The organism is Allobosea sp. (genome assembly GCF_017308075.1).
Classification (GTDB): Bacteria; Pseudomonadota; Alphaproteobacteria; order Rhizobiales; family Beijerinckiaceae; genus Allobosea.
The window spans coordinates 88,567-112,446 of the sequence record NZ_JAFKFX010000035.1; the positions used below are offsets into that span (position 1 = coordinate 88,567).

The 23,880-nt window shown below is 66.8% G+C and carries 22 protein-coding genes; 9 read left to right on the top strand and 13 right to left on the bottom strand.

Annotation, left to right across the window (positions count from 1 at the left end):
- The first annotated feature begins 160 nt into the window (after nucleotides 1-160).
- A complete protein-coding gene (gene aqpZ, locus J0J10_RS17710; RefSeq protein WP_291647849.1) occupies nucleotides 161-892 on the top strand; it encodes an aquaporin Z in 732 nt (243 codons plus the stop codon).
- Between the two features lie 21 nt (nucleotides 893-913).
- Here the strand turns inward: aqpZ and acpS are convergent, their stop codons facing one another.
- A complete protein-coding gene (acpS, locus tag J0J10_RS17715; RefSeq protein WP_291647851.1) occupies nucleotides 914-1,318 on the bottom strand; it encodes a holo-ACP synthase in 405 nt (134 codons plus the stop codon).
- A gap of 117 nt (nucleotides 1,319-1,435) precedes the next feature.
- Entirely contained in the window at nucleotides 1,436-2,188 is a 753-nt protein-coding gene (locus J0J10_RS17720; RefSeq protein ID WP_291647853.1) for a pyridoxine 5'-phosphate synthase, read from the bottom strand.
- Between the two features lie 150 nt (nucleotides 2,189-2,338).
- On the opposite strand from J0J10_RS17720, the gene J0J10_RS17725 reads away from it, so the two are divergent.
- Nucleotides 2,339-4,075, top strand: coding sequence for an ATP-binding protein (locus J0J10_RS17725; RefSeq protein ID WP_291647855.1), 1,737 nt, complete (start codon nucleotides 2,339-2,341; stop codon nucleotides 4,073-4,075).
- A 59-nt stretch (nucleotides 4,076-4,134) separates the two neighbouring features.
- Here the strand turns inward: J0J10_RS17725 and J0J10_RS17730 are convergent, their stop codons facing one another.
- Nucleotides 4,135-4,845 (bottom strand): FMN-dependent NADH-azoreductase, encoded by a 711-nt coding sequence (locus J0J10_RS17730; protein WP_291647857.1) that lies wholly within the window; start codon nucleotides 4,843-4,845, stop codon nucleotides 4,135-4,137.
- 118 nt (nucleotides 4,846-4,963) lie between these two features.
- On the opposite strand from J0J10_RS17730, the gene J0J10_RS17735 reads away from it, so the two are divergent.
- From J0J10_RS17735 to J0J10_RS17745, 3 genes are all read left to right on the top strand, one after another.
- Nucleotides 4,964-5,851: a LysR substrate-binding domain-containing protein gene (locus tag J0J10_RS17735; RefSeq protein WP_291647859.1), complete on the top strand. Its 888-nt coding sequence runs from the start codon at nucleotides 4,964-4,966 to the stop codon at nucleotides 5,849-5,851.
- A gap of 126 nt (nucleotides 5,852-5,977) precedes the next feature.
- On the top strand, nucleotides 5,978-6,367 hold the full coding sequence (gene rpoZ, locus J0J10_RS17740; RefSeq protein ID WP_291640156.1) for a DNA-directed RNA polymerase subunit omega: 390 nt from the start codon (nucleotides 5,978-5,980) through the stop codon (nucleotides 6,365-6,367).
- Nucleotides 6,368-6,548: 181 nt separating this feature from the next.
- Complete coding sequence (locus tag J0J10_RS17745) at nucleotides 6,549-8,765, top strand: RelA/SpoT family protein (protein ID WP_291640172.1); 2,217 nt, start codon at nucleotides 6,549-6,551, stop codon at nucleotides 8,763-8,765.
- A gap of 119 nt (nucleotides 8,766-8,884) precedes the next feature.
- Here the strand turns inward: J0J10_RS17745 and J0J10_RS17750 are convergent, their stop codons facing one another.
- Nucleotides 8,885-9,727 carry a LysR family transcriptional regulator gene (locus tag J0J10_RS17750; RefSeq protein ID WP_291640154.1) on the bottom strand — a complete coding sequence of 281 codons (843 nt, stop codon included), beginning with the start codon at nucleotides 9,725-9,727 and terminating at the stop codon, nucleotides 8,885-8,887.
- Between the two features lie 112 nt (nucleotides 9,728-9,839).
- Between J0J10_RS17750 and J0J10_RS17755 the strand changes: the two genes are divergently transcribed.
- The 3 genes from J0J10_RS17755 (at nucleotide 9,840) to parC (ending at nucleotide 13,548) form a co-directional block, all read left to right on the top strand.
- Nucleotides 9,840-10,223: a tautomerase family protein gene (locus J0J10_RS17755; RefSeq protein ID WP_291640152.1), complete on the top strand. Its 384-nt coding sequence runs from the start codon at nucleotides 9,840-9,842 to the stop codon at nucleotides 10,221-10,223.
- 239 nt (nucleotides 10,224-10,462) lie between these two features.
- Nucleotides 10,463-11,191, top strand: a complete 729-nt coding sequence (gene recO / locus J0J10_RS17760) for a DNA repair protein RecO (RefSeq protein WP_291647861.1) — start codon at nucleotides 10,463-10,465, stop codon at nucleotides 11,189-11,191.
- 110 nt (nucleotides 11,192-11,301) lie between these two features.
- Nucleotides 11,302-13,548 (top strand): DNA topoisomerase IV subunit A, encoded by a 2,247-nt coding sequence (gene parC / locus J0J10_RS17765; protein ID WP_291647863.1) that lies wholly within the window; start codon nucleotides 11,302-11,304, stop codon nucleotides 13,546-13,548.
- A 171-nt stretch (nucleotides 13,549-13,719) separates the two neighbouring features.
- On the opposite strand, the gene J0J10_RS17770 is transcribed toward parC, so the two are convergent.
- Nucleotides 13,720-14,352 carry an outer membrane protein gene (locus J0J10_RS17770; RefSeq protein ID WP_291647865.1) on the bottom strand — a complete coding sequence of 211 codons (633 nt, stop codon included), beginning with the start codon at nucleotides 14,350-14,352 and terminating at the stop codon, nucleotides 13,720-13,722.
- A 62-nt stretch (nucleotides 14,353-14,414) separates the two neighbouring features.
- The gene (locus J0J10_RS17775) at nucleotides 14,415-15,428 is read right to left on the bottom strand and encodes a DUF2336 domain-containing protein (protein WP_291647867.1); all 1,014 of its coding nucleotides are present in this window, start codon (nucleotides 15,426-15,428) and stop codon (nucleotides 14,415-14,417) included.
- A gap of 266 nt (nucleotides 15,429-15,694) precedes the next feature.
- On the opposite strand from J0J10_RS17775, the gene J0J10_RS17780 reads away from it, so the two are divergent.
- Nucleotides 15,695-17,368 (top strand): OpgD/OpgG family glucan biosynthesis protein, encoded by a 1,674-nt coding sequence (locus J0J10_RS17780; protein WP_291647869.1) that lies wholly within the window; start codon nucleotides 15,695-15,697, stop codon nucleotides 17,366-17,368.
- Between the two features lie 6 nt (nucleotides 17,369-17,374).
- On the opposite strand, the gene J0J10_RS17785 is transcribed toward J0J10_RS17780, so the two are convergent.
- The 7 genes from J0J10_RS17785 to J0J10_RS17815 all read right to left on the bottom strand — a co-directional run bounded on the left by J0J10_RS17785 (nucleotide 17,375) and on the right by J0J10_RS17815 (nucleotide 23,792).
- On the bottom strand, nucleotides 17,375-18,574 hold the full coding sequence (locus J0J10_RS17785; RefSeq protein WP_291647872.1) for a UxaA family hydrolase: 1,200 nt from the start codon (nucleotides 18,572-18,574) through the stop codon (nucleotides 17,375-17,377).
- Nucleotides 18,571-18,885: a UxaA family hydrolase gene (locus J0J10_RS17790; protein ID WP_291647874.1), complete on the bottom strand. Its 315-nt coding sequence runs from the start codon at nucleotides 18,883-18,885 to the stop codon at nucleotides 18,571-18,573. The genes J0J10_RS17785 and J0J10_RS17790 overlap by 4 nt, the downstream gene beginning before the upstream one ends.
- Nucleotides 18,885-19,532: an RraA family protein gene (locus J0J10_RS17795; protein WP_291640135.1), complete on the bottom strand. Its 648-nt coding sequence runs from the start codon at nucleotides 19,530-19,532 to the stop codon at nucleotides 18,885-18,887. Before J0J10_RS17795 ends, J0J10_RS17790 begins: the two co-directional genes overlap by 1 nt.
- 181 nt (nucleotides 19,533-19,713) lie before the next feature.
- Nucleotides 19,714-20,460, bottom strand: coding sequence for an arginyltransferase (locus J0J10_RS17800; RefSeq protein ID WP_291640134.1), 747 nt, complete (start codon nucleotides 20,458-20,460; stop codon nucleotides 19,714-19,716).
- Between the two features lie 71 nt (nucleotides 20,461-20,531).
- Nucleotides 20,532-21,002, bottom strand: coding sequence for an RDD family protein (locus J0J10_RS17805; protein WP_291647876.1), 471 nt, complete (start codon nucleotides 21,000-21,002; stop codon nucleotides 20,532-20,534).
- A 180-nt stretch (nucleotides 21,003-21,182) separates the two neighbouring features.
- Complete coding sequence (locus J0J10_RS17810) at nucleotides 21,183-22,436, bottom strand: threonine ammonia-lyase (RefSeq protein WP_291647878.1); 1,254 nt, start codon at nucleotides 22,434-22,436, stop codon at nucleotides 21,183-21,185.
- A gap of 21 nt (nucleotides 22,437-22,457) precedes the next feature.
- Nucleotides 22,458-23,792, bottom strand: coding sequence for a branched-chain amino acid ABC transporter permease (locus J0J10_RS17815; RefSeq protein ID WP_291647880.1), 1,335 nt, complete (start codon nucleotides 23,790-23,792; stop codon nucleotides 22,458-22,460).
- Nucleotides 23,793-23,880: the final 88 nt, after the last annotated feature.

The following is a 23,880-nucleotide window of genomic DNA, read 5'->3' on the forward strand; positions in this document are numbered from 1 at the left end:
AGGGACAACGCGCATCGCGTCACGGCCTCGTGCGTGGCGCAGCCTCCGGAAGGCGCATGGTCGGCCTGCCTGGTGCGCGGGCGAAGTACAGCGATGCGCGTTGACGAAAATGCCGCACAAGAACAGTCTTGTCGATGACTGACGCTTTGGGGGAATCAACATGAGTGCAAAGAAGTACGCCGCCGAAGCCATCGGCACCTTCTGGCTCACCTTCGCGGGCTGCGGCAGTGCCGTGATTGCCGCGGGGTTCCCTGAGGTTGGGATTGGATTGCTCGGCGTCTCGCTCGCCTTTGGTTTGACCGTTGTCACCATGGCTTATGCGATCGGCCACATCTCGGGTTGCCATCTCAATCCGGCGGTGACGGTCGGCCTTGCTGCCGGGGGACGATTCCCGGGCAATCAGGTGGTTCCCTATGTCGTCGCCCAGGTCCTTGGCGGCATTGTCGCTGCCGCCGTTCTTTATCTGATCGCTTCGGGCGCTCCGGGGTTCGATCTCGCCAAGGGCTTCGCCTCTAACGGCTATGGCGAGCACTCTCCCGGCAAATATGGACTCGGCTCCGCCTTCCTGACGGAAGTGGTGATGACCATGATGTTCCTGTTCATCATCATGGGCGCCACGCACGGCAAGGCCCCGGCGGGCTTCGCGCCGCTCGCCATCGGGCTCGGGCTCTGCCTGATCCATCTCGTCAGCATTCCCGTGACCAACACCTCGGTGAACCCGGCGCGTTCGACAGGGCCGGCACTTTTCGTCGGCGGCTGGGCGCTCGGCCAGCTCTGGCTGTTCTGGATCGCGCCGCTGATCGGTGGCGTGCTCGGCGGCATCGCCTATCGCTGGCTGAGCAACGAGCCTGAAGCTCAGATCACCGGCACAACCTCCGCTTCTGCCAAGTAGGCGATCAAGAATTGAGTAAGGTCAGGCCCGTAGGGGCCTGGCCTCGATCACCACGAAGGCCTGGGCCATCGGCGGATCGTCGGTCAGCGAGACATGGACGATGATCTCATGTCCCGGCGGCGTCATTTCGGCGAGTTTTGCCGCTGCGCCCCCGGTCAGTTTCATGGTCGGCCGGCCGCCGGGCAGGTTGACCACTTCCATGTCGCGCCAGAACACACCATGGCTGATGCCGGTGCCGAGCGCCTTGGCGCAGGCCTCCTTGGCGGCGAAGCGGCGGGCATAGGAGGCCGCCCTGGTCGCCCGGCGGTCCGATTTCGCCTGCTCGCCTTCGGTGAAGATGCGCTGCGTGAAGCGTTCGCCGAAACGTTCCAGCGAATTCTCGATGCGGCGGATGTCGCAGAGGTCTGAGCCGATGCCGAGGATCATGCCGAGGCTTTAGCCGATGAGGACTTCGCTGGGAACTCCACCGTCACTGCGAGGAGCGCAGCGACGAAGCAAGCCAGGGCGTTTCTCTGGATTGCTTCGCTTGCGCCCGCATGACGATCATCCGGCGGCGCGGCCCTCGTCCATCGCCCGGCGCATCGTGGCCAGCGCGGTTGCCAGGCCGACGAAGATCGCCTCGCCGATCAGGAAATGACCGATGTTGAATTCGACGAAGGCGGGCACGGCCGCGAGCTTGCGCGCGGTGTCGTAGTCGAGCCCGTGGCCGGCATGGACCTCGAGGCCGAGCGAGGCGGCGAAGACGGCGCCTCTGGCGAGGCGCTGGAATTCGGCCTCGGCCTTGTCGGCATGACCATCGGCGACGGCGTGGCACCAGGTGCCGGTGTGGAGCTCGACCACCGGGGCGCCGAGCTTCGCCGCCATCGCGATCGGTGCCTCGTCCGGCTCGATGAACAGCGAGACACGGCAGCCGGCGGCCGCCAGGCGCGCGATTGCGGGGGCGAGAGCTGCCGCCTGGCCTACGACGTCGAGCCCGCCCTCGGTGGTGCGCTCCTCGCGCTTCTCCGGCACGAGGCATGCGGCATGCGGCTTCAACTGCTCGGCGAGGCCGATCATCTCCTCGGTCGCCGCCATCTCGAAATTGAGCGGCTTGGAGAGTTCGCGTGCGAGCCGCGCCATGTCGGCGTCGCGGATATGGCGCCTGTCTTCGCGCAGATGGGCGGTGATGCCGTCGGCGCCGGCGGCGATGGCAAGATGGGCGGCCCGGACCGGATCGGGCACGGCTCCGCCGCGGGCGTTGCGTACGGTGGCGACGTGGTCGACATTCACACCAAGGCGCAGGCGGTTCTTCGGCATCGTCAGGCTCCCCAGATCCTGCTCCAGCCTCTACGCCCTGGCCGGCTCCGGCTCAAGGCAACGGAGTTGATCGGCCTCTTCAGCGTTATTGATCGGTCGCGGCGCCATCGGTGAATTTTCGCGCCGGTCGCCTGTACGGGGAGCGATCTGTTGTTAAGGCCTGCGCGCTATTCTGCGGCAATGCAGTACTCCGTCTCGGACCGAAAACATTTCGAAGCGGACGTTTCGCCGGATCGGCGCGACGCCAGCCAGTCGCCCGATCGGTCGCTGGGCCGGGTGGTTTCGTGCTCCGGCGCGCGCGCGACCATCGCTGCCACCGTCTTCGGGCCGGCCCTCGGTCCGAACAATATCTGGGCCGTCGGCCGCCTGATCTCGATCAATCTCGGCGAGAGCCGCATCGTCGGCATGGTCTATCAGATGCGGGTGATGAATCCGGGCTGGGAGGAGAGCGGCGCGAATGCGATCGGCATCGAGGTCGAGCTTCTGGGCGAGGTCGTCGACCGGCCGGATGGGAGCTGCCGTTTCCAGAGCGGAATCTCGACCTATCCGCCGCTGGGCGCGCTGGCGCACCGTATTCGTTCGCGCGACCTTGCCGCCGTCCACGATCTCGGGGGCCAGGAAGGCGCAGAGATCGGAACCTTGTCGCAGGACGGCGCGATTCCCGCGACGGTCAGCGTCGAGCGCCTGCTCTCGCGCCATTTCGCGGTGCTTGGCACCACCGGTGTCGGCAAGTCGAGCGCGGTCGCCCTGCTGCTGCGCAAGGCTGTGGCGGCAAAGCCGAATCTGCGCGTGCTGATCCTCGATCCGCACAACGAATACGCCCACGCCTTTCCCGAGAATTCGGTCCGCATCGACGCCCAGACGCTCGATCTGCCGTTCTGGACCTTTCGTTTCGACGAGTTCGCCGACATCGTCTTCCGCGGCCGCCCGCTGGTCGAGGAGGAGGCCGAGATCCTACGCGAGGTGATCGCCGTCGCGCGCAGCCGTTACCGCAGCGGCGCTGCCCACGACATGGCGCGCGACCTCGGCAGCAGCGTGCTGAAGCGGCCGCTCGATCTCGGCGCGCGCCGCCCGGCGGAAATGGGCGGAGCGGCGGGTCTCGCCGTGCCCTATCGCATGGTCGATCTCTTCGCCGCGATCGACGAACTGATCGGCCTGCACGAGCAGCGCTATCCGCGTACTGCGCTACGCTCGCTGCGCGTGCGTCTGGAGACGTTGCATGCCGATCCGCGCTATGGTTTTCTCTTCGCCCATGCCAACAGCATCGAGACGATCGCGCCGGTGATCGGCCAGATCTTCCGCGTGCCGCATCAGGGCCGGCGGGTCACGGTTTTCCAGCTCGCCGGCCTGCCTTCCGAGGTGGTGAATGCGGTGGCCTCGAGCCTGGCGCGGCTGGCCTTCGATCTCGCAATCTCGAGCCGGGGCGGATACGAGATCCTGCTGCTCTGCGAGGAGGCGCATCGCTACGTGCCGCACGATCCGAGCCTGGGGTTCGCGCCGACGCGCCACGCCATCGCCCGCATCGCGCGGGAAGGTCGCAAATATGGCGCCTATCTCGGCATCGTCACGCAGCGCCCGGGCGAGCTCGATCCGACGATCCTGTCGCAATGCTCGACGGTCTTCGCCATGCGCCTCGCCAATGACGCCGACCAGCAGATCATCCGCGCGGCGATTGCCGACGCCTCGGCCAGCACGCTCGCCTTCCTGCCTTCGATCGGCAATCGCGAGGCGATCGCCTTCGGCGAGGCGGTCGCGACGACGATGCGCATGCGTTTCCTCGACCAGCGACCGGAGGAGCTTCCGGCCATGGCCGGTCACGGGCCGGGAACCGCAGGCCGGCCGGAGCCCGGCCTCGAGGAGCTCGTCGCCCGCATGCGCGGGCTCTGATCGCCGCAGATCGGGGGGCGCCGCCGCTCGCTGGCGGCATGTGCGCCGCCGCCAATGCGTCAGGCCGTTTCCAGCGCCCGATCCGCCGGCGCAGCGGCCTGGTGCACGAGCTTGGTGACCAGCCCGTCGATGGCGGTCTCGGCAGCGGCAATCGATGCGCGCAGACGTTCGTCCGCGAACTCGTCGTATTCGATGGCGATCGCATGCGTTTCGGTGAGGCCGATATAGCCCATCGGCACGGTCAGGCTGCGTTCGACGAGATTGATGGCCTCCAGGCGCCCGCCGGCACCGTAGCCGTGATCGCCGCGCGAGGAGAGGATGACCAGCCGCTTGCCGGCGGGCAGCATCGGCCAGTACGGCTCGCCTTGCCGGCTGCGGTCGAAGCCGAAGGTGACGCCGACCCGCACGACATTGTCCACCCAGGCCTTGAGCTGCGCCGGAAGGCCGAAATTGTACATGGGCGCACCGATCACGATCAGGTCGGCCCGGAGAAGCTCGCTCGCCAGCAGGTCGCTCTCGGCGAGCAGCGCCTGCGCCGGGTCGTCTCGGCGTTCGGGCCGGGTGAAGGCGGCGGCGATCCAGTCGCCGCTGACGGGCGAGGGCGGCTGCTGCCCGACATCGCGATAGGTCAGGCTGTCCTGCGGTCGCGCAGCTCGCCAGCGATCGACGAAGCGATCGGTCAGTCGGCGGGTATGCGACCCGCGAGGATCAGTTCCAGACCGCCCGGGGCGGGCGCTGGCATCGATCTGCAGGATGTGAAGCGGTGTCATGAGGGGGCTCCATGAAGTCGAATTTCTCATGCGAAACTCTCGCTTCTCCTCAGATATCTCTCTAAGAAACTGCAGACAAAAGCGAATTTCTCAGCCAATAGATGATTTCAATTCAGCCATGACCGCGATCCGGAAACTCCCGCCGCTCGGTGCGCTGCGCGCCTTCGAGGCGGCGGCTCGGCATCTGAGCTTTCAGAAGGCCGCCCAGGAGCTGGCGGTGTCGCCGACCGCGGTCAGTCATCAGCTTCGCTTGCTGGAAGCCACGCTCGGCCTTTCGCTGTTTCATCGGCATGTCCGGCGCGTCTCGCTGACCCAGGCCGGCGAGCGGCTCTATCCGGTGCTCAGGGATGGCTTCGACGATTTCGCGCGCGCCATCACCGATCTCGCTCCGCAGAGCGAGGTCAGGGCGGTGACCGTGACCGCGACGACGCTCTTCACGGCCCGCCGCCTCATTCCGGCTCTGAACGCCTTCCAGGCGCAGTGGCCGCAGATCACGCTGAGGCTGCATGCCTCGGATGCGACCGTCGATCTGTCGCGCGATACGGCCGATCTGGCGGTGCGCTACGGCCCAGGCCCGTTCGCAGACCTCGTTTCGGAACCCTTGTGCCAGGAACGTTTCGGGATCGTCTGCAGCCCCGCGCTCGGCATCCAGGGGCCGGCCGACCTGCAGGCTGTCACACTTATTCATTCGGAGTGGCAGCGCCGGGACTGGCAGCCGGATTGGGCGCGGTGGCTGGCCGCGGCCGGGATCACGGGGATGAACGCCGAAGCCGGCCTGCGCTTCACTGACGAGAACCACGCGATCCAGGCGGCGATCGCCGGCCAGGGTGTGGCGATCGCCAGCCTGGTCCTGGTCGAGGACGAGCTGTCCCGCGGCGTCCTCGTCCACCCGTTCGGGCCGGTCGTCGAGGGACATTCCTATCATCTGCTCGCCACCGAGGAAGGCGCGGCGAGGGCCGACGTCCAGGCCGCCCGGCAGTGGCTCAAGTCGGTCGCGGTGCCGTGACGGGCATGGGTGCCTGCCGGCGGCCCGGGCAGGGCGGCGTAAAACCTTGCATCTGTGGCATTCTGCCTGTAAGAGCGCCCTTCATCGTTTCCATCGCATCGACGACATCTGGAAGGAGCCCGCGGGATGGCTCGCGTTACCGTTGAGGATTGCATCGACAAGGTCGAGAATCGCTTCGAGCTCGTTCTGCTCGCGAGCCATCGCGCCCGCATGATCGCCTCCGGCTCCTCGATCCTGGTGCCGCGCGACAACGACAAGAACCCCGTCGTTGCCCTGCGTGAGATCGCCGAAGAGAAGCTGACCCCCGAGGATCTCAAGGAAGATCTGATCCATTCGCTGCAGAAGCATGTCGAGGTCGACGAGCCCGAGGCCGACCCGGTGCCGCTGCTGACCTCGCAGTCGCATGTCGCCACGCCCGATTCGGAAGTCCAGTTCGACCGGATGAGCGAAGAGGACCTGCTGCGCGGCCTCGACGGGCTCGTGCCGCCGACCGAGAGCGCCGACGACGAGGACTGAGCGCATGCGCCTCGGCCAAGGCCGGGCAGTGTGAACAATTGTTGACGATGATTGCTAAAGCCCGGCCTTGCCGGGCTTTTTCATGCCCGATGCGCGGCATGCCGCCTTGCCGCCCGGCAGGCCTACGCAGATATTGGATGAATTCTATGACGGCGATCGGCGGAGCGGGGCCCGCATGGGCATGATGCGGCAATACGAGCTTGTCGACCGGGTCAAGCGCTACAATCCCAATACGGACGAGGAGCTCCTCAACCGCGCCTATGTCTATGCGATGCGTGCGCATGGCACGCAGAAGCGCGCCTCGGGCGATCCCTTTTTCGCCCATCCGCTGGAAGTCGCGGCGCTGCTCACCGATCTCAAGCTCGACGACGCCACCATCGTCGCGGCCGTCCTGCACGACACCGTCGAGGACACCGAGGCGACGCTGGAGGAGATCGAGAACCTCTTCGGTCCCGACATCCGCCGCCTTGTCGACGGGCTGACCAAGATCAAGAAGCTCGATCTCGTCTCCAAGAAGGCGGCGCAGGGCGAGAACTTCCGCAAGCTGCTGCTCGCCATCGTCGACGATATCCGCGTGCTCCTGGTGAAGCTCGCCGACCGTCTGCACAATATGCGCACCCTGCACTACATGGCGCCCGAGAAGCGCCTGCGCATCGCCGAGGAGACGGTCGAGATCTATGCGCCGCTCGCCGGCCGTATGGGCATGCAGGAATTGCGCGAGGAGCTCGAGGAGCTCGCCTTCCGCCACATCAAGCCGGAAGCCCACGAGACCATCACGAAGCGGCTGGAGGAGGTGACCCAGCGCGAGGGCCGCGTCATCAGCGAGATCGAGAATGATCTCAAGACCAAGCTCGCCGAGCGCGGCATCGAGGCGCAGGTCTATGGCCGGCGCAAGCGCCCCTATTCGATCTGGAAGAAGATGGAGCGCAAATCCGTCTCCTTCGAGCAGCTTTCCGACATTTTCGGTTTCCGCGTCATCGTCGAGAAGCCCGAGGACTGCTATCGCGTCCTCGGCATCGTGCACATGACCTGGCCGATGGTTCCCGGTCGCTACAAGGACTACATCTCGACGCCGAAGCAGAACGACTACCGTTCGCTGCACACCACCGTGGTCGGTCCCGGCCGCCAGCGCGTCGAACTGCAGATCCGCACCGACAAGATGGACCGCGTCGCCGAATACGGCATCGCCGCCCATGCCCGCTACAAGGACGGGCGTACCGCCGGCGCGATCGGCGAGGCGGATGAGAGCCGCGCCTATCAATGGCTGCGCCGCACCGTCGATCTCCTGGCCGAGGGCGACAACCCCGAGGAGTTCCTCGAGCACACCAAGCTCGAACTCTTCCACGACCAGGTCTTCTGCTTCACGCCGAAGGGCCGGCTGATCGCGCTGCCGCGCGGCGCGACGCCGATCGACTTCGCCTATGCCGTCCATACCGATGTCGGCAACACCGCGGTCGGGGCCAGGATCAACGGCCGGATCGCGCCGCTCCTGACCGAATTGCAGAACGGCGATGAGGTCGAGATCACCCGTGCCGAGGGGCAGGCGCCGCCGGCCGCCTGGGAATCGCTGGCCGTCACCGGCAAGGCCCGCGCCGCCATTCGCCGTGCCACCCGCGCCGCCGTGCGCCGGCAATATGCCGGGCTTGGCCGCCAGATCCTCGAACGCGCCTTCCAGCGCGCCGAACGTGCGTTTTCCGACGAGAAGCTCAAGGCGGCGCTGAAGCGCCTTGCGCGCAGTACCGTCGACGATGTCTTCGCGGCCGTCGGCCGCGGCGAGATGTTCTCCGGCGATGTGGTGAAGGCGGTCTATCCGGATCTGGAGCCCGAAAAGCGCCTCGCGCTCGATGCCAAGAGCAAGGGCGGTGCGGCCGGCAAGGGCTGGTTCGAATTGCGCCAGGGCGGCGAGAACCTGAAGTTCAAACTGCCGGAAGAGAGCCCCGGCGCCGATGCGATCCCGATCCGCGGCCTCGGCGGCGACCTGCCGGTGCGCTTCGCGCCGGGCGGCGGCGCCGTGCCGGGCGACCGCATCGTCGGCATCCTGACGCCGGGCGAGGCGGTGACGATCTATCCGATCCAGTCGCCCTCGCTCGCCGCCTTCGACAACGAGCCGGAACGCTGGCTCGACGTGCGCTGGGACCTCGACGACAAGCGCCCGCAGCGCTTCCCGGCGCGCATCCAGCTCAACTCGATCAACGAGCCGGGCTCGCTCGCCCAGATCACCACGACGATCGCCGAGCATGACGGCAATATTGATGCGGTTCAGATGGTCCGTCCGACGCCGGATTTCACCGACGTAACCATCGATCTGACCGTCTGGGATCTGAAGCATCTTTCCGCGATCGTCAGCGAGCTGCGCGAGAAGCGGGTGATCAGCCGGGTCGAGCGGGTGGTGGCGTAGGCGCTTCCGTCATGGTCGGGCTTGTCCCGACCATCCACGTCTTCCCTCGGGCAAGGCGGTGTTCAAGGCGTGGATGCTCGCCACGAGGGCGCGCATGATGGTTCGAGATACGGTTTTGTTCACCCCGCCCGGAACGCCGCCGCGAGTTCTCTGACGAAGGCGTTGGCGCGCGGCGTCACGACATTGCTGCGTAGCACCACCTCGGAGGCACCGAGAACGGGCAGGCCCCACGCGGCGCCGACATCGACCGACCCGCGTGGCGCGATCCGTGCCGCGAGCGGCGAGACGCCGAGCCCACCTTCCACAGCCGCGAGCACCGCCGCCATGCCGCCGCCGATGAAGGATTCGCGCCAGGGCCGGCCGGCGCGTTCCAGCGCTGCGACGGCATGCAGCCGCAGGCGGCATTCGGCGACGAGATTGACCAGTGGCAGCGGCCCGTCGGGCCGTGGCAGGGCAGGGGCTGCGAACCAGCCGAAAACGTCGCGGCGCAGCACTTCGCCCGTCCGTCCCTGGCCGAGACGCAGTATGACCGCGACATCGAGTTCGCCGCGCTCATAGGCCGCCTCCAGCGCTGCGGAAGGCTCGATCCGCAACCCGATGACGAGGGTCGGATCCTGCCGTGCCAGCCGCGCCAGCAGGGTCGGGCAGTCGGCGCCGACCGCCTGTTCGCTGATCCCGATCGTGATGCGTTCGGCGGGCTGCCGGAAGGCCTGAAGGGCTCGCTCATGCGCCGCCATCAGTTCGCGTGCGGCCGGCAGGAAGCGCTCGCCGTCCGGAGTGAGCCGGACCAGCCGGGGATGGCGCTGCAGCAAGGTCTGGCCGAGGCTCGCCTCGAGCCGCTTGATCCTGGTGCTGACCAGCGACTGCGCCGTGCCGAGCGCTTCGGCCGCGCGGGTGAAGCTGCTGAGTTCGGCTGTGCGCAAGAAGGCGCTGACGGCGTCGAGATCGAGCGTGGTGGTCATATGATCATCAATAGATATCATTGATATCAGTAATGATACGATTTTCAGATTTATGGGACAAGCCTAGCTTGGGGGTGTTCGCGGGCTCGCCCGCTTGCCGACGGAGTTTGCAATGCCCCTGATCCGAATTTCGATGCGCCGGGGCCATCCGGCCTCGCATCCCGCCGCCATCGTCGACGGAATCTATCGCGCCCTGCGTGCCACCTTCGAAGTCCCTGAGAACGACCTGTTCGCAGTGGTCCACCAGCATGAGGCCGAGGAATTCGTCTTCGATGCCAACTATTTCGGTTTTCAGCGCTCGGACCGGCTGGTGATCGTCCAGATCACCGTCGCCAACACCCGCGGCGTCACCCAGAAGAAGGCGCTCTATGCCGCGATCGCCGCGAACCTCCAGCGCGAGCCGGGGTTGAGGCCGGACGATATCTTCATCAGCCTGGTCGAGGTCAAGCGCGAGGACTGGTCGTTCGGCGGTGGGATCGCGCAGTACGTGGCGTAGTCGTTGGGCGAGGAACCGCGGGGAACCCTCTCCTGAAAGGAGAGGGCAGGGTGAGGTGTAGGCCGTCGGACCAGTGCCGCGAGCGCTGGCCGCGCCGCCGCGGTCAGGCTCGCGATATCCCTCCCGAACACCTCACCCCTACCCCTCTCCTTCCAGGAGAGGGGATCCCGCGCTTCTGCTGACAACGTTGTGTGCATAGGCACTGGAAATGCCAGGAACCTTCGCCATAACTCTGCTCCATGGAATGGAGCGACGAGGGCACGATCATCGGCGTCCGCCGGCATGGCGAGAGCGCCGTGATCCTGGAGGTGATGACGCGTCTCCATGGTCGCCATCTCGGTCTCGTCCGCGGTGGCCGCTCGAGCCGGCAGCAGCCCGTTCTCCAGCCGGGGAACGCGGTTTCACTGACCTGGCGGGCGCGGCTCGACGAGCATCTCGGCGAGTACAAGGTCGAGCTCCTGAGCTCCCACGCCGCCCGCCTGATGGCGCAACCGGTCGCCCTCTACGGGCTCGCCAGCATCGCCGCTTTGCTGCGGCTCCTGCCGGAACGTGATCCGCATCCCGCCTTGCACGAAGGGCTCGGCGTGCTGATCGAGCATCTCGACGAGGTCCGCCTCGCGCCGGCGCTGATCGTGCGCTTCGAACTCGCCATGCTGGGCGAACTCGGCTTTGGGCTCGAGCTCAACCGCTGCGCCGTGACGGGTGTGCGCGAGGAGCTCAGCCATGTCTCGCCGAAATCGGGAAAGGCGGTGAGCCGCAAGGCGGCGGAGCCCTATCTCGACCGCCTGCTGGCCCTCCCGCGCTTCCTCAGCGAAGGGCAGGGCGCGAACCAGCCGCTGCCGGCCGAGATCGCCGCCGGCTTTGCGCTGACCGGGCATTTCCTGCGGCGATACCTTTACGAGCCGCGCGGGCTCGCCGAACCGCCCGAACGAGCTCGGTTGCTGGAGCTGGCTACGAAAATCCACTGATTTTCACGGCAGGCGCATCGGTAAACTTTGCAGTTGCCAGCGCGGGCCTGCATTTTCATGGGAAGTGATTCGCGGCCGGACGCGGCCGCAAAGTCGAGGTTGAGTGTACCATGGGTAAGCCTGTCGAGCCGCCGCCGGAGGAGGAGTCCGAGCGCGTCGATCTGAAGACCGCGCTCGAGGAGCGCTATCTCGCCTATGCGCTCTCCACCATCATGCATCGCGCTCTGCCGGATGCGCGCGACGGGCTGAAGCCGGTCCATCGCCGCATCCTGCACGCCATGCGTCTGCTCCGGCTCGATCCCGGCCAGGTCCACAAGAAATGCGCCCGCATCGTCGGCGACGTCATCGGTAAGTTCCACCCGCATGGCGACCAGTCGGTCTACGACGCGCTGGTGCGCCTCGCCCAGGATTTCGCCCAACGCTACCCGCTCGTCGACGGACAGGGCAATTTCGGCAATATCGACGGCGATAACGCCGCCGCCTACCGCTACACCGAAGCGCGCATGACCGAGGTCGCGCGCCTGCTGCTCGACGGTATCGACGAGGACGCGGTCGATTTCCGCGAGACCTATAATGGCGAGGACGAGGAGCCGGTCGTGCTGCCGGCCGCCTTCCCGAACCTGCTGGCCAACGGTTCGCAGGGCATCGCGGTCGGCATGGCGACCTCGATCCCGCCGCACAACGCCGCCGAGCTCTGTGACGCGGCGCTCTATCTGATCCAGCACCCGGAGACGAGCTCCGAGCAACTGATGACCTTCGTGCCGGGACCGGATTTCCCGACCGGCGGCATCATCGTCGAGAGCCGGGCCTCGATGATCGAGACCTACAGCACCGGGCGCGGCGCCTTCCGCACCCGCGCCCGCTGGGTGAAGGAGGAGCTCGAGCGCGGCGCCTGGCAGGTCGTCGTCACCGAGATCCCCTATATGGTCTCGAAGGGCAGGTTGATCGAGAAGATCGCCGAGCTCCTGAACGAGCGGAAGCTGCCTCTGGTCGCCGATCTGCGTGACGAGTCGGCCGAGGACATCCGCATCGTCATCGAGCCGCGGGCCCGCAATGTCGACGCCGCCCTGATGATGGAATCGCTGTTCCGGCTCTCCGAGCTCGAAGCGCGCATTCCGATGAACATGAACGTGCTGACCGGCGGGCTGGTGCCGCGCGTGCTCGGTCTCGCCGAGGCGCTGCGCGCCTGGCTCGACCATCGCCGCGACGTGCTGCTACGCCGCTCGCGCTTTCGTCTCGGCCAGATCGAGAAGCGGCTCGAGATCCTGCGCGGCCTGCTGATCGTCTATCTCGACCTCGACCGGGTGATCAAAATCATCCGGGAGGAGGACGAGCCGAAGATCGAGCTGATGCGCGTCTTCGAGCTCAGCGAGATCCAGGCCAACGCAATCCTCGACACCCGGCTGCGCGCCCTGCGCAAGCTCGAGGAGATGCAGCTCAAGACCGAACTCGACGAGCTGACCGCCGAGAAGGGCCAGATCGAGGGGCTGCTCGCCTCCGAGGCGACGCAGTGGAAGACCATCTCCTGGGACATCCGCGAGGTGAAGAAGCTGTTCGGTCCCGAGACCGCGATCGGCAAGCGCCGCACCAGCTTCGCCGACATGCCCGAGACGACCGAGATCGACCTGACGCAGGCCATGGTCGAACGCGAGCCGGTGACGGTGGTGATCTCGAAAAAGGGCTGGATCCGGGCGCTGAAGGGCCATGTCCAGGATCTGTCGGGCCTGTCCTTCAAGGGCGATGATGGCTTGCGCATCGCCTTCTTCACCGAGACCACGGCGAAGATCCTGGTGATGGCGACCAACGGCAAGATCTTCACCCTGGAGGCCTCGAAGCTGCCCGGCGGGCGCGGCTTCGGCGATCCTATCCGCCTGATGATCGAGCTGGAGGAGAGCGCCGAGATCGTCGCCGCCTTCCCCTATCGCCCAGGGCTCAAGCTGCTGATGGCGACGACCGAGGGACGCGGCTTCGTGGTCTCCAGCGACGACATCGTCGCCAATACCCGCAAGGGCAAGCAGGTGCTGAACGTCGATGCGCCGGTCGAGGCGATGCTCGCCGTGCCGGTCGAGGGCGACCATGTCGCGATCATCGGCCAGAACCGCAAGCTGCTCTGCTTCCCGATTTCGGAGGTCGCGGAGATGAGCCGGGGCAAGGGCGTCAAGCTGCAGCGCTACAAGGATGGCGGGCTCTCCGACGCCAAGGTCTTCGCTTTGGCCGACGGGCTGACCTGGCTCGACACCTCGGCACGCACCTGGACGGTGGCACAGGCCGAGCTGCTGGAATGGCTCGGTCACCGGGCGGAGGCTGGTCGCTTGCCGCCGAAGGGCTTCCCGAAGAGCAACAAGTTCGGGGGGTAGTCGAAGCGTCGTCCTCGGGCGCAGACCCGAGCCTCTCTCGCAGGCAGAGGCACCGGCCAGCATTTGAAGCACCCTGGGATGTACGGGGCCTCGCCTCGTCAAAAAGTTACGTTGTTTCAGAGACTTGCGCCGAATTCCGGAATCAATCCGCCAGCGGCTTGATTCAATCTCTCAGCGGATCGCAGGGCCGACCATGCCGACTTCGAGCCCGAGCGTGATCTTGTCGGTGACCGCCCATTCGACACCGGCGCTGACCTCCGGCCTGACAGCGATGTCGGAACGCGAGAATGGCGCAGAGAACGGCGTCGCGCCGTAGCGATAGATCTCGTTGGCGGCTGCCATGCCGAGCTTGGTGTAGAGCAGCACGTCCGGCGTCGCGAGCACGCCGGCCTTAATCTGGAAGGCGCCGGCGATGTCGCGGGTGAAGCTCGCCTGGCCGAATCCGGGATTGCTGTAGCCGCCGAAGCCCGGCGCATATTCCAGCGCCCCGACGATGCCGTAGACGAAGTCGCCGTCGCGCCACATCTTGCCGCCTTCGAGGCCGATGGTCGGCCCCGCCGAGGTGCCGTAATGCTTCGAGCTGGTGACCTGGAAGCCGCTCGAGATGCGGGCGTAGGAGCCTTCCCACTTGACCCCGCCCGGCGCCAGGGTGGGCTGCGACCAGGCGAAACTCGGCAGGGTCGCGAACCCCGTGAAGGGCAGGAAGGCCTGAGCCTGGGCCGATGTTCCGGCGCAGGTCAGGCTCGCAAGTCCGGCGAGAAGGGCAAGACCTCTCGCTCGTGCCAGGAATGCGGGCGCGCTCATGCTCATGATTTAGCAGATGAGGGCGCGATTGTCGCGCTTTTGTGGCGTCGGCTCGGGCCGGCTCAGGCGACTTTGGTCTTCAGCCGCAGGAAGCGCATGGTTCGGTCGGCGGTTGCGCTGTCGAGCCTCGTATAGTCGCGCAGATCATCCTCGAGCGTCTTGGCCGCGAAGTAGAGCCGCCGACCGCGCAGGCTGAGGACTGCCCGGAAGGTTTCCTGGTCGAGGTCGAGCGCGCGGGCCAGCACGGCGATGCCGCTGACGTCGCGCTGCAACAGCACCCGCAATGCCTGTTCGTTGCTGATCTCCGCGGCCGCGCCCAGCACCTGGGCGAGATGGAAGGCCCGGTCTTCGTCGGCCAGCATGGTCACCACTTCGGCGAGCGTGCGGACCTTGGTTCGCAGATCGGCCAGCAAAAGCTTGACCTCGAGCCGCTGTTGCCGCGCCTGCCTGGCGAGCGCGGCCGAATCCTGGCTGCGCTCGCCCTGCTCGGCGACCTGCTCGACGATGCGCAGCACGCGCTGGACGCGTTGCGGCGAGAGGTCGCTGCGACGGACCAGCGCCTCGCCGACCGCGACATCGTCGCCGCCTCGTTCGAGAAGCCGGTCAAAGCCGTGCTCGGAGAATTGCGCGCCTTCATTGCCGCTGACGGTACGCAGCACGGCATTGTCACCGCGCTCGACCAGGATGTCGGTGACGCTTTCCGACAGGCGCGCGCGTTCGGCTATTGCATTGAGATGCGCCTGGGTCTGGCTCACCGCGATGGCCGCGAGGTCGGTGTCGGTGAGGACCGGAGACAGCTTCAGCACGAGCTTCGCCACTTCGGAATCGGCGTCCTCGGCCAGCGAAACCGCGACCTGGTGCGGCAGGCTCGGCGTCGCCGCGACGCTATCAGCGTATTGCTTGCGGTCCTCGCTGTCGAGATGCGGCAGGGTGCGCAGCGCGATGTCGCCGTAATGCTCCTTGGAGATGTCGCTGGGTTCGCCGTCGAGCAGAAACAGGTCGGTCACGGCATTGAGAAGCTGGCGCCGCGAGTCCGAGGACATGTCCGCCGGCATGCGGGAGAGCGACTGCAACATGGGTAGGTCCGGCCATTGTGAGCGCGCGACGCTGCGAGCGAAGACCGCAATCTGCCTCATGTCTCTTTGATTTAGTCTTAAGCCGAAGGCCCAATTTGGGCGGTTCGGCAAGCTTGAGAGTGCGGGCACAGGGCGCGGTCAGCCATTTCCGGCCGCTCCGCAGGACGTCTCTGCCGGGCTGCCCCGGAACTTCCTTCCGAGTGCCATGTTTTCGAGGCACCGGTCACGGCATGTGGCGGCAGAGCGATACTTGCCCGGAGCCTTGTGTGAACTTCTCTTCCCAAGACACTCAGCGTCGTCCCGTCATCTCCCAGGAGCCTCGTCGGCAGGCGGCCGTCATCCCGCCTTCGCGCCGTTCGGTTCTCGCCCTTCTGGCCTCGACCGCGGCGCTCACCGGGCCGGCCATGGCCCAGAACGCGGCGAATCCGCCGGGCGGAGCCGCGCCGGATGCTCCGTTGCCGGGGACGCCGCGCCAAGGCAGCTTCAGCTACGCCGAGGTCGTCAATCAAGCACGTATCCTCGCCGAGCGCCCCTTCGACGATACGCAGCCCGATATCCCTGACGCGCTGAAGGCGCTGACCTATGACAGCTATCGCGAGATCAGGTTTCGCCGCGACAAGGCGCTCTGGCAGCAGGACGGAACGGATTTCCGTCTGCAACTGTTCCATCTCGGCTTCCTTCACGACCGGCCGGTCCAGATTCACGTCGTCTCGAACGGCAATGCAATTCCGCTTCCGTACAACATGGCGCTGTTCGAGTTCGGCAAGGCGGCGGTACCGCAGAAGCTGCCGGTCTCGCTGGGCTTTGCCGGCTTTTCGGTCACGGCGACGCTGAACGACCTGAAGCTGCAGGACGAGGTGATCTCCTTCCTCGGCGCCAGCTATTTCCGTTTTCTCGGGCGTGGCCATCGCTACGGCCTGTCGGCGCGGGCGCTCGCTCTCGATGTCGGCGGCGAGGCGGATGAGGAGTTTCCATTCTTCCGTTCGCTCTGGCTGGAGCGGCCAACGCCGGAAAGCCTCGATCTGGTGATCTATGGGCTGGTCGATTCTCCCTCGGTCAGCGGCGCCTTCCGTTTCGTGGTCACGCCCGGACCCCAGACCAGTGTCGCGGTGACGGCGACGATCATTCCGCGCAAGCCGATCCAGCGCATCGGCATCGCGCCGCTGACCTCGATGTTCGTGGCCGCCGAGGGCGACCGCGAGCAGCGCACTGATTTCCGCCCCGAGATCCACGATTCCGACGGGCTGATGCTCCATACCGGCGTCGGCGAATGGATCTGGCGACCGCTGCGCAACCCGAAGGCGCTGACCATTTCCTCCTTCCAGGACAAGAACCCACGCGGCTTCGGCCTGATCCAGCGCGATCGGGAGTTCGGCCACTATCAGGACCTCGAGGCGCATTACCATGCGAGGCCGGGCTACTGGATCGAACCGGTCGGCGAATGGGGCGAGGGGCGCGTCGATCTGATCGAGATCCCGACCCAGGGCGAGGAGTTCGACAACATCGTCTGCTGCTGGACTCCGAAGACGCCGCTCGAACCGGGGCGCCAGACCGAGCTGAACTACCGGATGACGAGCGTCTCGACGACAGAGACCTTGCACGCCATGGGGCAGGTCCAGAGCAGTTTTGCGGCCGACGATGTGCCGGATACCGCTGCGGGGCTGGTCCGCAAGCGCTTCATCGTCGATTTCAACGCCGGCGACCTCGAATTCTACCTGAGCGATCCCAAGCGCGTCACAGCCGTCGCCTCGGTATCGGCCGGGGCCGTCACCAGCACGATCCTGGCTCCTAATTTCGCGGCAAAAGGCTTCCGGGCCATCGTCGATGTGGCGCTGCGCCCCGACGAAAGCACCGATCTGCGCCTCTTCCTGCGGACGTCGCTGCGCTCGCTGACGGAGACCTGGACCACCAACTGGTCGGCTCCTGCGAGCGGCGGCTGAGGCGCTTCAGGCGGCCGGCAGACAGGCCGGGCCGAGAGGCTCGAAGCTCTTATAGGTCAGGATGAACTCCTGATGGCCGAGCTCTTCGGATTTGGTCCGTGCGCCCTGCGCCAGCGAGACGACGAGGTCGCGGATTTCGGTGCCGACCTCGTCGAGGCTCGCCCGCCCTTCAAGGATGCGGCCGGCATCGACGTCCATGTCGTCGCTCATCCGGCGATAGGTCTCGGGGTTGGCGCAGATCTTCACCACCGGCGAGATCGCTGAGCCGACGACCGAGCCACGGCCGGTGACGAAAAGCACGCAATGCGCGCCGCAGGCGATCAGCTCGGCAATCTCGGCATTGTCGTTGATGTTGGGGAAGCCGAAGCGGACCTCGCCATCCGGTACCACGTCGAGAAGATAGAGCCCGCCCTTGGGTGGGATGTCGCCCGGCTTGATCAGGCCGGAGATCGGCGATGCCCCCGATTTGGCATAGGCGCCCATCGACTTCTCCTCGATGGTCGAGAGCCCGCCCTCGGCATTGCCGGCGGCGAATGAGCCATAACCTAGCGTCGCATAATAGCGCGCCGCCTTGGCGACGGATTTCTCCAGCTCGGCGCCGAGCTCGGGCGTGATCGCGCGCGCCGCCATGATGTGCTCGCAACCTATCAGCTCGCCGGTCTCCTCGAAGATGCAGGCGGCGCCCTCGGCGATGAGCTGGTCGAAGGCGCGGCCGGCCGCCGGGTTGCCGGTGATGCCGGAGGTGCCGTCGGAGCCGCCACAGACCGTGCCGATCACCAGTTCGTTCACCGCCATCGGAACGGTCTCGGTCTCGTCGAGCAGGCTGCGCTGCTCCTCGACCCAGGCGCGCCCCTCCTTGATCGAGGCGCGCGTTCCGCCCGTGCCCTGGATGACGATCGTCTTCACCGGGCGGCCGGTCGCGCGGACGGCGCGCTCCAGCGCGTATTTGTTGAAGCTCTCGCAGCCGAGCGAGATCAGCAGCACCGCCCCGACATTGGGATGGGTGCAAAGCTGCTCCATCATCCGCTCGGCGTAAGGGTTCGGGTAGCAGCCGGGGAAGCCGATCGCGTGGACCTCGTTCTCGCGCCAGGGCAGGGCGATCTCGCGCGCGACGTGATGGGCGCATTCGACGAGATAGGCCACCGCGACGACGTTGCGGATGCCCTTGCGGCCGTCACTGCGCAGATAACCCCTGAGCTCGCTCATTGGGTCGCTCCTGCCTTGCGCTCGTCTTCGAGATGATAGGTCGGCGTGTAGTCGCTGCGCATGTTCTGGACATGGACATGGCTGCCGGCGGCGATGGCGACCGTCGCGACGCCGATCGGCGCGCCGTATTTCAGGATCTTATCGCCGGGCGCGATCGCCCGGCGTGCGACCTTGTGTGCCAGGGGCACATCGCGGTCGAGCGTCGCCGCGCCCGCACCGGTCTCGATCGCCTCGCCGGCTGGCAGGCGGGTGCGCGCGACGAAGACGTTGTCGCGGGGATCGAGCAGGATCAGGCGCGGGTCGTGGCTCATCAGAACTTGCCGAACTGCAGATAGGCCTGCTGGGGGTCGGTTCCGGCGAGGATTGCGGTACGGACCTTGTTCTCGGCCGTGATCGCGGTCTCGGACTTGGTCAGCACTTCCTCGATGATCTCGGCGGGGATACGGACCACGCCGTCGCGGTCGCCCAGGATGAAGTCGCCCGGACGGATCCAGACATCGCCGATCTTGATCGGCTCTTCGACCGCCTTGGGCTGCCAGAAGCCGACGATGTCGCGCGGCGTATAGGCCTTGAAGTAGACCTGATAGCCCATGTCGATCATGAACTCGGTGTCGCGGGCCAGGCCGTCGATGACGCAGCCGCGCACGCCCTTGTTCTTCAGGGTCTCGGCCGAGAGCTCGCCCATCAGCGCGCAGCCCTCGGTGTTGGGCTGGCAGACCCAGACATGGCCGGGCTTGGCGCGCGAGAGCAGGCCGGTCCAGGCGAGCAGCGTCTCATGCGCGTCGAACTCGCCGGTCTTGCCCTCGAGCGTAAAGGCCGGACCCGCCAGCTTGGTTCCGGGCAGAAGCGGGCGCAGTTCGGACGGCAGGACGAAGTCCTTCAGCCCCATTTCGCGAAGAATGTCGTGAATTACGCCGGTGTAGCAGCGCTCTAGGCGCTCGGTCAGCTGGTCGACCATATTTCCTCCAATACGGGCCGCCTGAGAGGGCGGCGGCCCTCGCGGTTAGCTATCGCCCGTTGCCGCCCGCCTGGGCAAGTGCTCGTTCTGCAGCCCGGTCGTGCATCTCAAACGATTTAGATACTCACGGGCCGGCGCTAGACATGGCTCCCGCCTTTCCGGCGTCGGTGCCGCTCGGCGATCAGCCGACGCGTTCCCAGCCCTGCGGCATCAGCCGCTCCTGCGGCAGGAAGCGCGCCTTATAGGCCATTTTCGGTGAGCCATCGACCCAATAGCCGAGATAGACATAAGGCAGGCCGAGCTTGCGGGCGCGCTCGACATGGTCGAGCACCATGAAGGTGCCGAGCGAGCGCAGCTCGAGATCGGGATCATAGACCGAATAGACCATGGAGAGCCCGTCGCTGAGCCGGTCAGTCAGCGCCAGCGCGAAGAGATCGCCCTGGCCGCGCCCGGTGAAGCCGCTATCGGGCCCGCGCCGGCGATATTCGACCAGGCTGGTCTCGACATGGGTGTCCTCGATCATCATGGCGAAATCGAGCGCCGACATCGTCGCCATGCCGCCTTCGGGATGGCGCACGTCGAGATAGGTGCGGAACAGCGAGTAATGCTCCGAGCGCGGCTGCGGCGGCAGCGCCTCGCCGATCAGGTCGCTGTTGCGGGACAGCACCTTGCGGAAGCTGCGCGACGGCCGGAAATCGTCGACGACGATCCTGACCGAGATGCAGGCCCGGCAGGTCTCGCAGGCCGGGCGGTAGGCGATGCTCTGCGAGCGCCGGAAGCCGCCCTGCGAGAGCACGTCGTTGAGATCGCGCGCACGTCCGCCGACAAGGTGGGTGAACACCTTGCGTTCCTCGCGGCCCGGCAGATAGGGGCAGGGCGTCGGCGAGGTCAGATAGAATTGCGGAGCATCCCGCAGGGGGCGCGTCACGTTCGAAGGGCTCCGTCAATCGCGTGCTGCGAGTGTAGCACCCACGACGCCGGCAACAAGCGCCGCGCGGTTCAGGCGCGCACCACGACCAGGCCGGTCAGCAGATCGTGACCGAGGCGCCGGTCGGAACGGGCCAGGCCGCAGAGGATGTCGAGGAACCAGAGCGCGACCGTGCCGGCCGCGACATAGAAGAACAGCGCGTGCACCGCGGCTGCCAGCGCATCCGGGCGTCCGCCGGAGGCGGTTTCGACCCGAAGGCCGGCCATGCGCATGCCGAACGTCGCCTGCTTGCGGCCGCCGATCGTGATGGCGGCGTAGCCGAGCGCGACGCCGATGGTCGCCCCGCCCATCAGGAGCCAGGTCAGCCCGAAGGTGACGATGCCGAGGATGCCGAGCAGGACGAGGACGATCCAGGTCAGGAAGAACAGGATGACGACGTCGCCGATCCAGGCGAACAGCCGCGAGCCGAGCACGCCGCGCGTATCCTGTACCGGGCGCTCCTCCAGCGGGAGGGGCTGGCGATAGGAAGAGGGCTGGCTCATTTGGTGGTCGACTTCCTTGTCCGTGCGGGCAGGCTGCTGATCGGAATTGGCGCCCGCTCCGACAATGTTTGATCAGCCTCCCGGTTCCGCAAGCCCGCGATGCCGAAAAGTGCAAGCGGCTTTCGCCCAGGATCACGCACTGGTTCGTTGAGAAGGAGACCGATTCACGCTCCCGAAGTGTCACTGACCGGAGCGATCGGTCTCTTGGCCGCGCGGATAGATTCGCCGCGGCGCAAAACCTTCCCGGCACAGCGCCTGCTCGATCGCCGCGGTATGGTGCTCGTCACGGGTTTCGACGGTGACGTCGAGCGTCACGCCCTTCGCCGGCACGTCGAGGAAGAGCCGGCCATGGCTGACCTCGAGGATGTTGGCGCCGAGCGTGCCGAGCAGGCTCGCGACCTTGCCGAGCAGGCCCGGCCGGTCGCTCGCCGTCAGGCGGAAGGCGGCGATGCGCTGCTCGCGCTCGAGTTCGCGGACCATGATGGCCGCCAGCAGCCGCGTGTCGATATTGCCGCCGGTGAGAACGAGCCCGACCTTGCGGCCGCGATAGCGCTCGGGTTGCTGCAGCATGGCGGCGAGCCCGGCCGCGCCGGCGCCCTCGGCGAGCGTATGCTGCAGGCAGGCATAGGCGTTGACGGCGCGCTCGATCAGGTCTTCGCCGACCAGCACGATGTCTGAGACCAGCGCCCTGACGATCGGCAGGGTCTGCACGCCGACCGTCTTGACGGCGATGCCCTCGGCCAGAGTCGCGCCGCCGATCGGCAGCTCGGCTGCGTGCAGCGCGTTGTGGAAGGAGGGGTAGAGCGCCGCCTCGACGCCGATCAATTCGATGCCGGGCTTCAGCGCCTTGGCAGCGACAGCATTGCCGGCCATCAGCCCGCCACCGCCGATCGGGATGAGCAGGACGTCGAGATCCGGTGCCTCGCGCAGCATTTCGAGCGCGACCGTGCCCTGGCCGGCCATCACCGCGGCATCGTCATAGGGGTGGACGAAGACCAGCCCTTTCTCCTGCGCCAGTTTGCGGGCCTGCTCGGCGGCCTCGAACAATGTTTCGCCGAAGAGCACGACCTCGGCGCCATGGGCGCGGGTGTTCTCGACCTTCACCAGCGGCGTCGGCTCCGGCATCACGATCGTCGCCGGAATGCCGAAGCGCCTGGCATGATAGGCGACCGCCTGGGCGTGATTGCCGGCCGACATCGCGATGACGCCGCGGCGCTTCTCCTCGTCGCAGAGGCTGAGCAGCTTGTTGACCGCGCCGCGTTCCTTGAACGAGGCGGTGGCCTGCATGTTTTCGTGCTTGACCAGGACCTCGGCTCCGGTGAGGGCCGAGAGGCGCGGCGCCGGCATCAGCGGTGTCCTCAGCACATGGCCCTCTATGGTGTGCGCTGCGGCCTCGACATCGGCGAAGCTGACGGCGAATGCGGTCTCTGCCACGTTTTCCCCCCGGAGCGCTTTTCAGACCTGGCGCGGCGACAGCGCGCCATCGCCGAAGAAGCCGCCGGGACGCAGGATCAGCGTCACGGCGAGCAAGCTATAGACGGCGATGTCGCGCTGTTCGAGCGGCATCGCCGTCGACCACGCCATCTCGAAGGCGGCGATGGCGAGCCCGCCGAGGCAGGCGCCCGGAACCGAGCCGATGCCGCCGAGCACGGCCGCGACCAGCGCCTTGAGGCCGAGTGTGAAGCCGCCGGAAAAACCCATGCCGCCATAGATCACCGTGACGATCACGCCGGCCGCGCCACAGGCGGCACAAGCGATAACGATGGCCCGGTCGTGCACGGCGCGCGCATCGATGCCGAACAGGGTGGCGGTGCGGGCATCGTCCGCCACGGCCCGCCAGGCCCGGCCATAGGCGGAGCGGCGCAGGTAATGGATCAGTCCCAGCGCCGCAGCTAATCCACCGGTCGTCATGGCGAGCCCGACCGGCGTGGTCGTGACGATGAAGTTCTCGGCCCGGGCCAGCGGCAGCGGCTCGTTGAACACCGGTGGCAGCCAGCGCAGTTCGACACCTTGTGCGAGACGCAGATACTCGGATAGCGCGATGGCGAGGCCGATCGTCGCGATCAGCACCTGCTGGCCATTGGCCTTGTCGAGATGGCGCAGCACGAAGCGACCCATGGCGAAGCCGTGTATGGCGCTGACCGCGATGGCGACCAGGAAGGCGATGGCGAGGCCGGAGGCCGGGGTCGAAGGCGCGAGCGAGAAGACCACGGCGACGCCGACCACGGCGGCGGCGGCGCCCAGGGCCGAGAATTCGCCGAAGGTCAGGATGATGCGGCCGTTCAGCCCGTAGATCAGCGCATAGGCGCTGGCGAGCAGGGCATAGACCGCGGCGGCGGGCAGGGCGGATAGCGCCTGCTGCAGGAAATAGGCGAGCCCCGGCGGCAGCAGCGGCAGCTGCGCGATCGGCGTCGCCTCGGGGTCGACCGGCGGATCGGCCTTGTTCTCGAGGTAGAAGCGCCGCAGCAGCAGGAAGCTCGCATCGGTCATCGGCCGCCCGTCCGAGGCGAGGCCGGCGAGCGCGCCGCGCGGCAGCGGCGTGCCCTCGCCGGCGAAGATGCAGTCGATGGTGCGTCGCCTCGGCTGCATGTCGGGCCGCTCGACCCGGTAGACGATGCGCAAAATGCCGGGGCGCGGACCCTGGCCGCTGCCCTCGATCACGATCGTGCTGTCGCTCGGGTTCAGTGCCGGGATCGCCAGGCGGCAGGCGCGCCGCTGGTCGGTGTCGAAGCGCTGCCCGCAGGAGGCGAGCGCCAGGCAGAGCAGAATCGACGTGAGCAGCGCGCGCATCGAGGCTGAGGCTAACGCGCTTCATGGCTGCGCGGAACATGCCTCATGCAGAGCGCCATGCTCGGGCTCGACCCGAGCATCTCTTTCA